General features: G+C 65.6%; 15 protein-coding genes. 7 read left to right on the top strand and 8 right to left on the bottom strand.

Features of this window, described 5'->3' with window-relative positions; all coding sequences use genetic code 11:
• Window positions 1–318 precede the first annotated feature (318 nt).
• The 3 genes from FHY50_RS04725 to FHY50_RS04735 all read left to right on the top strand — a co-directional run bounded on the left by FHY50_RS04725 (window position 319) and on the right by FHY50_RS04735 (window position 2,875).
• Window positions 319–1,203: a nitrogen regulation protein NR(II) gene (locus tag FHY50_RS04725; protein ID WP_140047358.1), complete on the top strand. Its 885-nt coding sequence runs from the start codon at window positions 319–321 to the stop codon at window positions 1,201–1,203.
• A gap of 87 nt (window positions 1,204–1,290) precedes the next feature.
• On the top strand, window positions 1,291–1,965 hold the full coding sequence (locus FHY50_RS04730; RefSeq protein ID WP_140047360.1) for a DUF6975 family protein: 675 nt from the start codon (window positions 1,291–1,293) through the stop codon (window positions 1,963–1,965).
• A 61-nt stretch (window positions 1,966–2,026) separates the two neighbouring features.
• The gene (locus FHY50_RS04735; RefSeq protein WP_140047362.1) at window positions 2,027–2,875 is read left to right on the top strand and encodes an AAA family ATPase; all 849 of its coding nucleotides are present in this window, start codon (window positions 2,027–2,029) and stop codon (window positions 2,873–2,875) included.
• A gap of 9 nt (window positions 2,876–2,884) precedes the next feature.
• Here the strand turns inward: FHY50_RS04735 and FHY50_RS04740 are convergent, their stop codons facing one another.
• From FHY50_RS04740 to FHY50_RS04750, 3 genes are all read right to left on the bottom strand, one after another.
• Window positions 2,885–3,949: a class I SAM-dependent methyltransferase gene (locus FHY50_RS04740; protein ID WP_140047364.1), complete on the bottom strand. Its 1,065-nt coding sequence runs from the start codon at window positions 3,947–3,949 to the stop codon at window positions 2,885–2,887.
• A 146-nt stretch (window positions 3,950–4,095) separates the two neighbouring features.
• Window positions 4,096–4,320: a helix-turn-helix domain-containing protein gene (locus FHY50_RS04745; protein WP_243846723.1), complete on the bottom strand. Its 225-nt coding sequence runs from the start codon at window positions 4,318–4,320 to the stop codon at window positions 4,096–4,098.
• A 5-nt stretch (window positions 4,321–4,325) separates the two neighbouring features.
• Window positions 4,326–4,787, bottom strand: coding sequence for a DUF2975 domain-containing protein (locus FHY50_RS04750; protein WP_166745507.1), 462 nt, complete (start codon window positions 4,785–4,787; stop codon window positions 4,326–4,328).
• Window positions 4,788–4,943: 156 nt separating this feature from the next.
• Here FHY50_RS04750 and FHY50_RS04755 point away from each other — a divergent pair, with 156 nt between their 5' ends.
• Genes FHY50_RS04755 through FHY50_RS04765 form a run of 3 tightly spaced genes read left to right on the top strand, consistent with a single transcriptional unit; the run spans window position 4,944 to window position 8,197 of the window.
• Window positions 4,944–5,534 carry a CHAP domain-containing protein gene (locus FHY50_RS04755; RefSeq protein ID WP_243846725.1) on the top strand — a complete coding sequence of 197 codons (591 nt, stop codon included), beginning with the start codon at window positions 4,944–4,946 and terminating at the stop codon, window positions 5,532–5,534.
• 29 nt (window positions 5,535–5,563) lie between these two features.
• On the top strand, window positions 5,564–6,979 hold the full coding sequence (locus FHY50_RS04760; RefSeq protein ID WP_140047371.1) for a hypothetical protein: 1,416 nt from the start codon (window positions 5,564–5,566) through the stop codon (window positions 6,977–6,979).
• Window positions 6,980–7,018: 39 nt separating this feature from the next.
• The gene (locus FHY50_RS04765) at window positions 7,019–8,197 is read left to right on the top strand and encodes a vWA domain-containing protein (protein WP_140047373.1); all 1,179 of its coding nucleotides are present in this window, start codon (window positions 7,019–7,021) and stop codon (window positions 8,195–8,197) included.
• A 1-nt stretch (window position 8,198) separates the two neighbouring features.
• Here the strand turns inward: FHY50_RS04765 and FHY50_RS04770 are convergent, their stop codons facing one another.
• A complete protein-coding gene (locus tag FHY50_RS04770; RefSeq protein ID WP_140047375.1) occupies window positions 8,199–8,492 on the bottom strand; it encodes an Hpt domain-containing protein in 294 nt (97 codons plus the stop codon).
• A gap of 82 nt (window positions 8,493–8,574) precedes the next feature.
• On the opposite strand from FHY50_RS04770, the gene FHY50_RS04775 reads away from it, so the two are divergent.
• The gene (locus FHY50_RS04775; protein WP_140047377.1) at window positions 8,575–10,875 is read left to right on the top strand and encodes a coiled-coil domain-containing protein; all 2,301 of its coding nucleotides are present in this window, start codon (window positions 8,575–8,577) and stop codon (window positions 10,873–10,875) included.
• A 9-nt stretch (window positions 10,876–10,884) separates the two neighbouring features.
• On the opposite strand, the gene FHY50_RS04780 is transcribed toward FHY50_RS04775, so the two are convergent.
• The 4 genes from FHY50_RS04780 to FHY50_RS04795 are packed head-to-tail and all read right to left on the bottom strand — an operon-like array spanning window position 10,885 to window position 14,347.
• Entirely contained in the window at window positions 10,885–11,148 is a 264-nt protein-coding gene (locus FHY50_RS04780; protein ID WP_140047379.1) for a DUF1467 family protein, read from the bottom strand.
• A 4-nt stretch (window positions 11,149–11,152) separates the two neighbouring features.
• Window positions 11,153–12,790 (bottom strand): ribonuclease J, encoded by a 1,638-nt coding sequence (locus tag FHY50_RS04785; protein ID WP_244935297.1) that lies wholly within the window; start codon window positions 12,788–12,790, stop codon window positions 11,153–11,155.
• A 54-nt stretch (window positions 12,791–12,844) separates the two neighbouring features.
• Window positions 12,845–13,621 carry a type III pantothenate kinase gene (locus FHY50_RS04790; protein WP_140047382.1) on the bottom strand — a complete coding sequence of 259 codons (777 nt, stop codon included), beginning with the start codon at window positions 13,619–13,621 and terminating at the stop codon, window positions 12,845–12,847.
• 21 nt (window positions 13,622–13,642) lie between these two features.
• Entirely contained in the window at window positions 13,643–14,347 is a 705-nt protein-coding gene (locus tag FHY50_RS04795; protein ID WP_140047384.1) for a biotin--[acetyl-CoA-carboxylase] ligase, read from the bottom strand.
• Window positions 14,348–14,352: the final 5 nt, after the last annotated feature.

Consider the following 14,352-nt stretch of genomic DNA (forward strand, 5'->3'; position numbering starts at 1 on the left):
CGGCAGGGGGATGGCCTGCCGCCGGACGTCGGCCGCATTCGGGATCGGTGCCGGGATGGGCTGATGCGGCCGATACACTGAGCGTCCCGGGCCGGGATTGCCTGAACGCCTGACCCAAATTTAGCGTCGGCGCGTTATCATTCGGCAACGGCGGACGCTTTGGCTGTCGCGTAATTTGCGTAATAGCTTGCCTATATCCGACGAAAACTTGGGTATAAACCCGCCGGATCGGTGGGATTTTGCGCAGAATGTGTGGAAGTGCGTCCGGATCGGACCGGCCCCCTTCCGCTTCGCAATGGTTCGGCATTTGCTGCGTCGGTGTCTAGGCAATCCCCCATCCCGACCGAGCGCAACAGCGTCAGCGCTTCCGAGCTCGTCCGTCAATTCGGCCTGTGGCAGGAACAGGCAGCGCGCGAGCCTGTCTATGTGATGCATCGCGGCCGCGCGCGCCTCGTGCTGACTTCGGTTGATCTCATGAAGCGGCTGTGCGCGCCGCGCGACACGGCGGCGGCAATGTCGATCGAGCACGCGTTGCTCCTCGACATGATGCGCGAACCGGTTATCCGGCTCGATTCCGATGTCCGCGTCATCGGCATCAATCCGGCTGCGGAAGCATGGCTCGGCCAGGCCGAGTCGGACGCCGCGGGCTCGACGCTGTCGGAAATCATGAGCGATGGCATCGGCACCTATTGCGACGCGCTGGTGCGCCGTTCCTGCCGTTTCGCCACGATCGAGACGGCAGAGCTTCCGCTGGGATCGCACCATATGACGGTCACGATCGCCCCGACGTCTCCGGGCGCACTGCTGGTCGGCGTCGAACATTCGTCCGTCCGCGACGCGGATCCGGTGGTCACGGTGCAGCATCCGATGGTGGCAGCGATGGCAGCGATCGAAATCGGTAACTGCCGGATCAACCTGCGCGGCTATGTCGATGCCGCCGATGCGGCGCTGGCCGAGCTTACCGGCTTGTCCGCTGACATGCTCCAGACCGCCCGCTTCGTTTCCCTGTTTGCGGTCGGATCCCGGGTGGCGATCGGCGACGCGCTCGACCAGGTGCTGCGAGACGGGGTGACGCGCAGCGTCGATGCCACGCTTCACCGCAATCGCGCCGCCGATCTTCCGGTTGCGATCGGGATCGCTCCGGTGCGGCCGCGCGCGGCGATCGAAGCCGCAATTGCGGTAGTCCGAGCGCAAAGCTGCTGACCGATACACCATGTGTTTACGCACTTCGCCCTAGGATCGTGCGGAAGGGCCGCGCGGGATCATCCGGTGCCGGCAAATGGGGCAATAATGGGCATCGACGCCGTCTCGATCGGGTCGCATTCGAATCCGTGGTCGCTGGTCACCGCGCTGGTGACGGCTGACGGCAGCCGGACCCACCGGGCATATGCCGCGCTGATGCGCCCCGATGCGCCGGTCCGCGACCTGGCCGACGCGATCCACATGATCTGCCTGCTGCACGGCGGCCATCCCGGCGTGCTTGATCGCGCGCTCGAACACGCCGATTCTCCGGCAATCGCCAGCTGGCTGGCCGAAGCGAATAGCGGGTTCGCCGCCGAGCGTACCCGCCTCGCGCGGTTGCTCGCGATTGCCGGTCCATTGCCCAGCACCCCGGGCCAGGCCGAGACCGAAGCCGCGGTCGCGGCGCAGCGCCATGCCCTCGACACGCTCGGGCTTTCGGATCGCAGCGGTTGTGCGCTCGGTGCCTCGGTCGCGCTCGCGATCGACTGGGCGGCGATCGGGGCCTTTCTCGATCACGCCGCGCAGTGCTTTGGCGAAGCGCTCGATCCCGCGGCGTTTCCCGACCTCCTCGCCACCGAACTGGTGATCGCCACGATCGCGGGACAGCCGGCCGTCGAACGCGCGACGATGTTCGGGGTCCAGCAGCTCGCCGCACAGCATCGCGGGCTGTGGGACCTGATCGAGGCGCGTGCACTGGCGCGCAAGCATGGCGGGTCGGTCTAGGCGCTTGCGCTTCCTCGCCCACCCCGGCTAGCGCGGGGGTTTCTCCGGCGGCGAGAGCAAGATGCGCTTCGAAGGCACCAGCAACTATATTGCAACCGACGACCTCAAGGTGGCGGTCAACGCCGCCGTCACGCTCAGGCGGCCATTGCTGGTCAAGGGCGAACCAGGAACCGGCAAGACCGTGCTCGCGTACGAGATCGCCCGTGCCGTCGACGCACCGCTGATCGAATGGAACGTCAAATCGACGACCAAGGCGCAGCAGGGCCTGTACGAATATGACGCGGTTGCCCGCCTGCGCGACGGCCAGCTCGGCGACGAGCGCGTCCACGATATCGCCAACTACATCCGCCGCGGCAAATTGTGGGAAGCGTTCACTTCGCCTGCCCTCCCCGTGCTGCTGATCGACGAGATCGACAAGGGAGATATCGAATTTCCCAACGATCTGCTCCAGGAACTCGATCGCATGGAATTCCATGTCTACGAGACCAGGGAAACGGTGAAGGCCGCCGATCGCCCGATCGTCGTCATCACGTCCAACAACGAAAAGGAGCTGCCCGACGCGTTCCTGCGCCGCTGCTTCTTCCACTATATCAAGTTCCCCGATCGCGACACGATGCAGGCGATCGTCGATGTCCATTTTCCCGGCATCCAGAAGATCCTGGTGAGCAAGGCGATGGACATCTTCTACGACTTGCGCGAAGTCCCCGGCTTGAAGAAGAAGCCCTCGACCAGCGAGTTGCTCGACTGGCTCAAGCTGCTGATGCACGAAGATATGCCGCTCGACGTGCTCCAGAACCGCGATCCGACCAAGGCGATCCCGCCGCTCCACGGCGCGCTGCTCAAGAACGAGCAGGACGTGATGCTGTTCGAACGCCTCGCCTTCATGGCGCGGCGTCAGGGGAAGGGCTGATCCGCCCGTTTAGTGGCGTGCTTCCAGCACCATGTTGAACGGACCTTCGGTAGCGCGTCGAACCCGGGAGAAGCCAGCTTCCCGCAGGATCGCGGTGATCGCAGCCTCACCCGCCTGCGCGCCCAGCGCCGCCCCGACTTCCTGTGCCAGCGACGTCGGCACGCAGATCATTGTCGAAGCATTGTAATATAGGCGGCCGACAGGGCTGGCGATGTTTTCCGCCGGCCCGGCACCTGCGATCGGCTCGACGATCATCCACAGTCCATCGTCATTGAGCATCTGTCCCACATGCTTGGCGCACCCCTGCGGATCGCCCATGTCGTGCAGGCAATCGAACACCGTCACCAGGTCGAAATCGCGCTCGGCAATCTCCTTGGCAGCGACGGCCTCGAACCGCACGCGATCGATCAGTCCGTGGGCCTGCGCATGCGAATTGGCCTGTGCGATCGAAGGTTCGTGAAAATCAAACCCGACGAACCGGCTTTGGGGATATGCTTCGGCCATCAGCAAGGTGGAGAAACCAACGCCGCAGCCGACGTCCGCCACCCGTGCTCCGGCCTTTAGCCGCGCGTCCGCCCCGTCCAGAGCGGGCAGCCATTGCTGAACCAGATTGTTGACATATCCTGGTCGAAAGAACGCCCCGACGGCGCAAAACAGGCAACTTGCCGATTGGCCCCATGCGACCCCGGCCCCGCTGCGAAACCCCTCCTCCACCTTCGCCTCACCTTCGATCATCGCCGCTGCCAGGTCGAATGCGCCGCACAGATAGACCGGACTGTCCGGGATGGCGAAAATCATCGCTTGTTCTGGGTTCAGCGAAAAGCGTTCGGTCGCCGGATCATAGTCGACATATCCGTTGGCGGCCTGCGCAAGCGCCCATTCGCGGACATAGCGCTCGGCCAGTCCGTCGGCCCGCTCCGCCAGCTCCGCTGCAGTCGCCGGACCCGCCGCATGGAGAGCATCGAATAGGCCAAGCCGAAAGCCGATCCGCGCCGTCGGAACGCTGTATGCGCCTCCCAGGTCGCCCAGCATCTTGCCCACCATCTGGTGCAGGCGGTCCATATCGACGGCCATGCCACGATCCTTTGCCTCGGCTCGACAAACCGGCGTCCGGGTTGGAACGAAGCTTGGCATTGCGGACGGTCGCTGCCTATCCGGGATACCCCGCCGGGGACGATACCTGAGGCCAGACCACTGCCACTACCCCGCGGGGCCCTTCCTCACCCGCTCGCTTCCAGATCGGCCGCCTCGGGCTGATAAGCAATCAGATCGCCCGGCTGGCATTCGAGCACCAAGCATAATTTGGACAGTGTGGAGAACCGGATACCGCGCACCTTGCCCGAGCGGAACATCGACATTTGGGTTTCGCTAAGCCCCACCCGCTGCGCCAGTTCCTTTCCGGTCATCATCCGCGCTGCCAGCATCGCGTCGAGTGTGATCCGCATCGGCATTACAGGATTTGGCCGAGTTCGGTCCGCATCGCCGCGGCATCGCGCAGCGGGCCGGCGACCAGCACCAGCAACAGCCCAACGGTGCCCAGGGTGACTGCGCCGATGTCGAAATTCCCGACCGGCCACGGCCCAGCACTGACCCAGCGCATCAGGAATGGTTCGACGAAGACGCGCACCAATCCGCCGAGGAACAGACATGTCCCAACGCGCGCCAGCAGTTCCGATAGTGTCTTCTCGACGGCGTCGCCTTTGGCGAGCGCGCCGAGAGCGCGGTGGACCGTCCAGATCGCGACCAGATAGAACAGCGCCGGCAATGTCGCGACGATCTGTGCGTAGCGGACCGTGGTGTCGCTTGGACCGATCACCAGCCCTGTACTGTTCAATGCGATTCCCAGCGTCACGGCAGCAAGTACCAGCCCGGTCAGTATCTGCGCGATCCTCGCATGTTTCGATATCGACATCGGCACAGCGTCCTTCCTCTCCCGCACTTTACGTCTTAATTGCATCAGTGATCAATTAAAGCAACAGTTAAATTGGTCGCGGGCGGCCTGCGGGGTAGCAAAGGTTTAACCAGATTCGGAAACCCAGCCGCAGCATCGCGGCGCTATCCCGGCGCTATGCATCGCAGCATCCTGTCCATGCTTTGTGCCGCGCTTCCGCTGGGATTGGTGCCAGCCGCGCCCGTCGCCGCCACACCGCGCGATGCCGCTACCTCGATTCTCAACTATGTCGGCGAATGCGTGCCTTTCGCCCGCCAGGTGTCGGGTATCCAGATCTGGGGCAATGCCTGGACCTGGTGGGATCAGGCCCGCGGAAAATATGCGCGCGGCAGCCGGCCCAAGGTCGGCGCGGTACTGGTGTTCGCAAAGACCGATCAGCTTCGGCTCGGCCATGTCGCGGTGGTCAGCCGGATTATCGAGGACCGCACGGTGATGGTCACGCACGCCAACTGGTCGCGCGTGGGCGGCAAGCGCGGTCATGCCGAACAGGACGTGACGTTGTTCGACGTGTCGCCGCGCGGTGACTGGAGCCGCGTCAAGGTCTGGTACCGCGACAATACCGGCCTCGGCGGCAGCTCTTACCCCGTCTACGGGTTCATCTACGGCACGCCCGAAGCCGGACGCGTCGCCCCTGCCCGGCCGGTCGCCGAACTGACCGGCGCACGTCCCGACTATGTCGGATCGCTCATCGACGCCTACGCAAAATGACGAAGGGTTAGCGCGGCTTTAACTGTTGCATGCGAATCGTAGTGCCGATGACGCTGCCCGATGCCGCACCGCTCTCCCGCCGTGATTGGGCGATTATCGTAGCGATCACCGCCGCGGGCTGCGCACTGCGCATCGCGATGGCGCAAGGGGCGCTGTGGCTCGACGAGGCATGGTCGGCGATGCACGCGCATGAGGTGGCGACGCCGCTCGGCATCTTCCTCGGGATCAACCACGACAACAACCATCACCTCAACAGCCTGTGGATGCAGGCGGTCGGGATCGACGCACCGCCGCTATTGCAACGCGCGCTGGCAATCGCGACCGGCACCGCGTCGATCGTCGTTGCCGCCCGGCTGATGGCACGCTCGGGCAACGTCGCCGCCATCGTCGCCGCAGCGCTATTCGCCTTCTCTCCGTTCTTCGCCAATTATGGGTCGGAGGCGCGCGGTTATGCGCCGATGATCCTGGCGCTGCTGATGGTGATGCTGCACGTCGATCGCTGGCTGGCCGGGGCACCGCGACCAACGACGTCGCTGATCCTGTGGGCCATGATCGGCATGCTGTCCCAACTGATGATGGCGATCGGCCTGGTCGCTGTCGCAGGCTGGGCCTTCGTGACGCTGCGGCAGCGTGACGGCTGGCGAAGCGCGGTGCGGGAGACGCTGCGCAGTTTCGCGCCGGCTGCTGTCGCCGCCGCGGCGGTACTCGGCGGCATCCTGCTTGCGGCGAGGATCAACTCCGGCGGCATGCGGTTCGGCAATCTTGAGCCCTTCACCTATTTCCACCAGCTCAAGGCGCTGTTTTCGGTCGTCGGATACACGATCGGCGTGCCGGAGATCGAGCTATGGCCGGGGCTCGCGCTGCTGGTCGCGCTGGGCGTCGCGATCCGGATCCGCATCGATCGCCTGCCGCTCTACTGGCTGGCGCTGATCGGCTTTCCCATCGTCGTCGCCATCGTCCATCCGGCCAATCCCGGCCATGCTCGCTACTACACGCTGATCGCAGTGGCGATGCTGCTGATGATCGCCGACATCGCCGCGCGCGGTTGGTCGGCCCGCGGCTGGCTGCGCGCTGCCGCCGCAACCGGCATCGCCGCGATCCTTGTCGCCAGTGTGGTCGAGGACATCCGGCTGATCGCCAACCAGCGCGGCGACCCCGGCCGCGCCATCACCGCGATGGCCGCGCTGACCCCCGACGGAGCGACCGCCTTCGTCGAGCGCGACAGCGCGGTACCCGTGCTCGCGACCGCCGCGCGGACCGGGCAATATCCACTGGCTATCCGGCGCAGCCCCTGCCCCGCTCCCGACTATTTGTTCATCGATCGCTATAACGGCGAGTCGCTGCCGGGACCGCAGCGCCGCTGCGGCCGCGACTATGTGCCGATCGCGACGATGCGCGCGCGCGGAATGACCAATTTCCACTGGCGCCTCTATCGCCGCCGCTGAGCGCTTGCGCCGCGTCATGGCGCAAGGCACATCCGCGTCATGTTCCACGGTTTCATCGACGAACTGCGCGCCGCCGGCATCCCGGCCAGCCTCAAGGAGCATCTGGTGCTGCTTGACGCGCTCCGACAGGACGTGATCGAGCACACGCCCGAGCAATTCTATTTCCTGTCGCGCGCGATCTTCGTCAAGGACGAGGGCCTGCTCGACCGCTTCGACCAGGTCTTCGCAAAGGTATTCCGCGGCGTCGCCACCAGCTTCGGTGCCGCGCCTGCCGATGTTCCCGAGGAATGGCTCAAGGCAATCGCAGAGAAATACCTGACGCCCGAGGAAATGGCGCAGATCGAATCGCTGGGATCGTGGGAAGAGATCATGGCGACGCTCCGGCAGCGGCTCGAGGAGCAGCACGAGCGCCATCAGGGCGGCAGCAAGTGGATCGGCACCGGCGGCACCTCGCCCTACGGCAATTCCGGTTACAATCCCGAAGGCGTTCGCATCGGCGGCGAGAGCAGGCACAAGCGCGCGCTCAAGGTCTGGGACCAGCGTGAGTTCCGCAATCTGGACTGCAGCCGCGAACTGGGGACGCGCAACATCAAGGTCGCGATGCGCCGCCTGCGACGTTTCGCCAGGGAAGGCGCTGCCGACGAACTCGACATCGACGCGACGATCGACGGCACCGCCAGGCAGGGCTGGCTCGACGTCCGCATGCGGCCGGAGCGACACAATGCGGTCAAACTGCTGCTGTTTCTCGACGTTGGCGGGTCAATGGATCCGTTCGTGACGCTATGCGAGGAGCTGTTCTCCGCGGCGACATCGGAATTCAAGAATCTCGAATTCTACTATTTCCACAACTGCCCCTACGAAGGCGTTTGGAAGGACAATCGCCGCCGCTTCGCCGAGCGCACCCCGACCTGGGACGTGCTCCACAAATTCGGTCATGACTACAAGCTGGTGTTCGTCGGCGACGCCTCGATGAGCCCGTACGAGATTACCCACCCCGGCGGCTCGGTCGAGCATTTCAACGAGGAAGCCGGCGCGGTATGGATGCAGCGGTTGGTCAGCACCTATCCGTCCGCGGTCTGGCTCAACCCCGTCCCCAAGGAGCAATGGGACTATTCGCAGTCGGTCCGCATCCTGCGCGACCTGATGCACGATCGCATGTACCCGCTGACCCTGTCGGGGCTGGACGAGGCAATGCGCGAACTCAGTCGCAAGAAATAGGCTAGAGCCGCTCCACCGCGCGGTGCAGCTTGCGCAGCATCGTCACGTCGCCCGCCGGGGCATCTGCCGCCTCGCCAGCCAGCGCCATCAACCGGACCGCACCGAAACTCGCTGCCAGCCCCTTCAGCCGGGACGCCGCCGCGCGCCACTGCGTGGTTTCACCGGCAAGGTCGAGCGTTGCCAGACTGCGCTGCACACCGTCGAGAAATGCCTCGCGCAACTCGGCGATCAGCGCGGGTTCATCGCCCACCGCTGCCGCCAGCGTCGCATCGATTGCTCCGGGATCATAGGCCATGCGTGCGACGTTAGCGCCAAGGTGCTTAACGCTTCGTAGCTATTTAGTTGGTGCGCTTCCGAAACATGGTAAACATGTGCCCATGAACGGGGGTTCTCAGATCATCGGTATTCGTCCTCCCCAGGAAGACGACGGCGCAACCCTTGGCGAAGCGGCGATCGAATCGCCCGCGCCAGAGACGATCGGCGATCCCGATTATTGGGAAGACCCGGTCGAAGAACCGCCGCGCGAAGGGCCTGCTTGGCTGCCGGCGCTGGCGATCCTCGCCACCCTCGCATGGATCGGCGGCATGGTTGCGCTCAGCTGGACGGCGCTGATCGCGATGGACCCGGTCGGCGTCGTCCAGTTCGCCGCCGCCTTGCTGGTTCCGCCGCTCGTCCTGGGCATGCTGTGGCTGATCGTTCAGCGCAACAGCCGCGCGGAGGCGCGCCGTTTTGGCGTCACCGCGCGTGCCATGCGCGCCGAGGCGAGCGCGCTCGACCATGTCGTCGCCGCATTGTCGCATCGTATCGAGGCGAGCCGCAGCAGCCTTGCCGCGCAGAGCCACGAATTGCTGACGATGGGCGATCGCGCGGCGGGCCGGCTCGAAGCGGTCAGCAGCGGGATGGCGCAGGAAGCCAAGGCGCTGCACGGCGCCGCGCGCGTCCTGGTCGATTCGGCCGGACAGGCGGAACAGAAGCTCACTGTCACGCTGGCGATGATGCCGAAGGCGCATGGCGAACTCGGCCAGATGGCGACGACGCTCGAATCGCTGGGCCTGTCGGCAAGCGAGCGGGTCGCGGGCCTTGACGCGCAATTCGCCGCGCTGGCGGAGCGTGGACGCGAGGCGGATACCGTCGCGGGCGGCGCGGCACAGCGGCTTGCGGCGCATATCGCGCGGATGGAGGCGATGTCGGAGACCGCAGGCGCGCGGCTCGAAGCGGTGGCGGGCGAGATGTCGGCGACCGTCGATGGCGTGCTCGACCGCGCGGCGCAGGCCGTGGATGAAGCGCGCAAGGGCATCACGGCCCAGGGCGACGCCACGCTGGCAATGCTCTCGGCCAGCCATGACGCAATCGAACGCTCGGGACGCGAGGGCAGCGACGCGCTCGCCGAGCGCATTGCCGCGGTCGAGGCAGCGATCGACCGAATCGCTGCGCGGCTCGGCGACGAACAGGCGCGCAGCGACGCACTGTTCGCTTCGCTCGACCACGGACTGGTCGAGACCTCGGCGCAGTTCGACGTGCTGCACCAGATCGGGCTGGATCGCACCCGAGATCTGTCCGCGTCGGTCAGCGCACTGACGCAGGGCGCCGATGCCGCCACCCAAGCGATCCGTCAGGGCCACGAAACTGCCGATGCGATGATCGGGTCGGCCGACGCGCTGTTGACCGCGCTCGATGCGGCGACACGCGAGATCGACGAGACCTTGCCCGAAGCCTTGCGCCGCCTCGATACGCGCATCGGCGAAAGCCGCGCGGTCGTCGCCGCGTCGAAGCCCGAATTGCTGGCGCTCGTCGCCGCGGCCGAGAGCACGCACGACGCGATCGAGGCGATCGCCGGCGTCATCGCCGACCAGCGCCGGGGCATGGAAGCGCTCGGCCAGGAACTGACCGCCACGCTCGACGATGGCCGCGTGCGCATCGACGGGATCGAAACCACCGTCGCCTCGACGATCGAGCGTACCGACGCGTTCGTCCAGCGCAGTGCGCCAGCGTTGGTTCAGGCGCTCGACCAGATGCGCGACAGCGCCGCCCGCACGGCCGACCAGGCGCGCGCCGCGCTGGCATCGGTGATCCCGCAGGCGGCGCAGCGGCTCGAGGCGGAAGGCACCGCAGCATTGTCGCGATCGATTGGCGCTGCGGTGTCGGAACAGATCGCGGATCTTACCGCCGCCGCCGATCAGGCAGTGATTGCCGCGACGCGTGCTTCCGATGCGATTGCGGAACGGATGCTGACGATCCGCGAAACCACCGCTGCGATCGAGGCGCGCATCGACGACGCGCGCGAGGCGATCGAGACCGCCGATCACGACAATCTCTCACGCCGCGTGTCGCTGCTCATCGAAGCGCTCAACTCGACCGCGATCGACATCACCAAGTCGTTCGCGCACGACGTGTCCGACAGCGCCTGGGCAGCCTATCTCAAGGGCGATCGCGGCGTGTTCACCCGCCGCGCGGTGCGGCTGATCGACAATGGTCAGGCGCGGGAAATCTCGGCACTCTACGATACCGACGACAATTTCCGGGCGCAGGTCAATCGCTACATCCACGATTTCGAAGCGATGCTGCGCCAGATCCTTGCCACCCGCGACGGCTCGCCGCTCGGCGTTACGGTGCTGTCGTCGGATATGGGCAAGCTCTACGTCGCGCTGGCGCAGGCGATCGAGCGGCTGCGCGCGTAGCGGCGCGCATCATCGGTGGGCGAAGTCGAACATCTCCGCCGTCACCCAGCCATTGACGTAGTTGAGGTAGAACAGCGCGAACAGCGCCGTCGCGACGATCGTGCCCCATTTGACCACGCGCCACGGCCGGAACAGATGCGGCGCGCTGTCCGCCTGCCCCGGCACCAGCGGCTCGCCCAGCTCCTGCGACGTGCGCACCCCGAACGGCAGCACGATGAAGGCGCTGAACACCCAGAACAGGAAATAGATCGCCAGCGCCGACTGCCACTTCATACGGTCAGACCTCGATCACCATGACGTCGACGACGGGCTTCTTGCCGGTCCAGCGCGTCGCCACGCGGCGCACGCTCAGTCGCACGCTTTCCTTCAGCGCATCGATGTCCTTGCTGCCCGACCGCACTGCCTCGCGCGCCGCATCGCCCGCTTCGGCGATAAACGGATCGCGATCCTCCTCTACCGGGATGCCCTGGATCCGGACTTCGGGAGTTCCCACCAGCTTACGTCCCTTGCCGAGTGCGAGCGCGACCGAGATCAGCCCGTAATTGGCGATACGCCGCCGCTCGTTGATCGTCCCGCCGTCGGCCGGCAGGATCACGTCGCCGTCGAGCACCAAACGTCCGACCGGCGCGTCGCCGATCTTGGCGGGCTTTCCCGGCGCGAGCCGGACGATCGCACCATCGGCCTGAACGATGCTGGAGGGAATGCCGCATTCCGCGCCGAACCGCGCCTGCTCCATCAGATGGCGCATCTCGCCATGCACCGGCACCAGCACGTCAGGCCGGATCCAGTCGTACATCGCGCGCAATTCGGGTCGTCCGGGATGCCCCGACACATGGATATGCGCCTGCTTGTCGGTGACGAGGTGGACGCCCTTGCCGGCCAGGATATTCTGGATACGGCCGATCGCGACTTCATTGCCGGGAATCTGCTTCGACGAGAACAGCACGGTATCGCCCGCCTCCAGCTTGATCTGGTGCGTGCCGTCGGCAACGCGCGCCAGTGCCGCGCGCGGCTCGCCCTGGCCGCCGGTGGCGATGATCATCACCTTGTCGCGTGGCAGCCGCATTGCCGTTTCGAAATCGACCGTCTCGGGGAAATCGCGAAGATACCCCGTCGCCTTGGCAACCTTGAGAATGCGGTCGAGCGAACGCCCGGCGACGCACACGCGGCGCCCGGCGGCGGTGGCGACCTCACCCAGAGTGTGCAGCCGCGCGGCATTGGAGGCAAAGGTGGTAACCATCACCCGGCCCTTGGCCTTGGCAACCTCGGCATCGAGTCCGGGCCGGACGCCGCGTTCAGAACCCGAGGCTTCGGCGTTGAACACGTTGGTCGAATCGCACACCAGTGCCAGCACGCCCTCGTCGCCGATCGCGGCGAGCTCCGCTGCGCTCGAAGGGCGCCCCATCACCGGAGTTTCGTCAAGCTTCCAGTCGCCGGTATGGAATATCTTGCCGTGCGGCGTGTCGATCAGCAGCGCATTGGCTTCGGGAATCGAATGCGACAGCGGCACGAACGTCACGCCGAACGGCCCGATCTTTACCGGCTTGGCTGGATCGACGATCTTGAGCTTGACCTGGTTGGAAATGCCTTCCTCGTCGAGCTTCCCGCGGATCAGCCCGGCGGTAAACGGCGTCGCATAGAGCGGCACGCCGAGGTCCGCGGCGAAATAAGGCAGTGCCCCGATATGATCCTCATGCCCGTGCGTCAGCACGATACCGACCAGATCGTCGAGGCGGTCTTCGATGAACTGCAGGTCGGGAAGGATGACATCGATGCCGGGATAGGCCGGGTCGGCAAAGGTGATGCCGCAATCGACCATCAACCACTTGCCCTTGGTGCCATAGAGATTGACGTTCATGCCGATCTCGCCCGATCCGCCGAGCGCGACGAAAACCAGTTCGTTCTTGGGAGTCACAATTTTCCTGTTCTATTCTGGGCGGGGGCACAAGATGGTGCCGCTTCCCGCGTGTCAAATATGGGTACGTAGCCGCAACAATGCCAGCCCCTGGATGGTCAGGTCGGGCTCGATCGCATCGAAGATGTCGGTCTGCTGCTCGAACAGGACGGCAAGGCCGCCCGTGGCGATGACCTTCGTCGGACGCCCGACCTCGGCCTTCATGCGGCCGACCAGCCCCTCGATCATCGCCACATAGCCCCAGAAGATACCGATCTGCATCTGATCGACCGTGTTGCGGCCGATCACGCTGCTGGTCGCCGGTGCCTCGATCGCGATACGCGGTAGCTTGGCGGCGGCGGTCACCAGCGCGTCGAGCGACAGGTTGATCCCCGGGGCGATGATGCCGCCCTTGTACGCTCCGGTATAGTCGGCCAGGTCGAACGTCGTCGCGGTGCCGAAATCGACGATGATCAGGTCGCCGGGATGGCTGTCGTGCGCGGCGAGGATGTTGAGCACGCGATCGGCACCGACGCTGTGCGGTTCGTCGACATCGAGCGAGATTGGCCAGGCCATCGCGCCCTGCCCCGCGACCAGCGCTTCGACCGCGAAATATTTTTGCGCCAGCACCTGAAGATTGTGGAGCGCGCGCGGCACCACCGTGCCGATGATCACCGCATCGACGGCGCCGCGCTCGAGCCCCTCGAGTTGAAGCAGCTGGTTGAGCCACACCGCATATTCGTCCGCCGTCCGCCTGGGGTCGGTCGCAATCCGCCAGCGCGCGCGGATTTCCCTGCCTTCGACCAGCGCGAAGACCATGTTGGTATTGCCGGCATCCACCGCGAGCAGCATTTGTTCGTCCCAGAGTTCAAGTCAGTCCAGCAGGAAGACATCGCCGGCGTGCATGACATGCCGAGACCCGTCGGCCAAGCGCAGCATCAATGCGCCGCTTTGATCGAGGCCGTCGAACAATCCTTCGAGCGTAGTGCCATCGGGCTGGCGTACGGACAATGCGGAACCGGTCGGGTGCGCACGCGCTACCCAGCGGGCGCGGATTGGTCCCAGCCCTTCGCTCCGCCACCGCGACAGCCAGCGGGCCAAGGCCTCTGCAAGCGTTTCGAGCAGCGCTTCCGGGCTCAGCTCGATGCCGTGGGAAGCCAGACTGGTGGTCGGTCGATCCGGCAGGGCCGGATGCGCAGCGAGGTTGACGCCGAAGCCGATCACCACTGCATCGTCGGCACGCTCGAGGAGAATACCGGACAGCTTCTTCCCACCGACGATGAGATCGTTGGGCCATTTCAACTTCACATCATCATTCGCACGAAGATAGGCGGAGACGGCTTCTTCCAATGCGACCGCCGCGACCAGCGCGAGCGTGGCGGCGGGCGGATCGCCAGCCAGCACCCGCACGATGGTGCTCGCGTACAGATTACCCGGCGGCGACGCCCATGCCCGCCCCAGGCGCCCACGTCCTCCGCTCTGGACATCGGCGCGCAACCACGTCCCGTCGGCTACGCCACCCTGCGCGAGCGCCAGCAAGTCCGCGTTGGTCGATCCGGTCTCGGCGACGTGGACGATGTGCG

Source organism: Sphingomonas japonica (assembly GCF_006346325.1).
GTDB classification, from domain to species: Bacteria; Pseudomonadota; Alphaproteobacteria; order Sphingomonadales; family Sphingomonadaceae; genus Sphingomonas; species Sphingomonas japonica.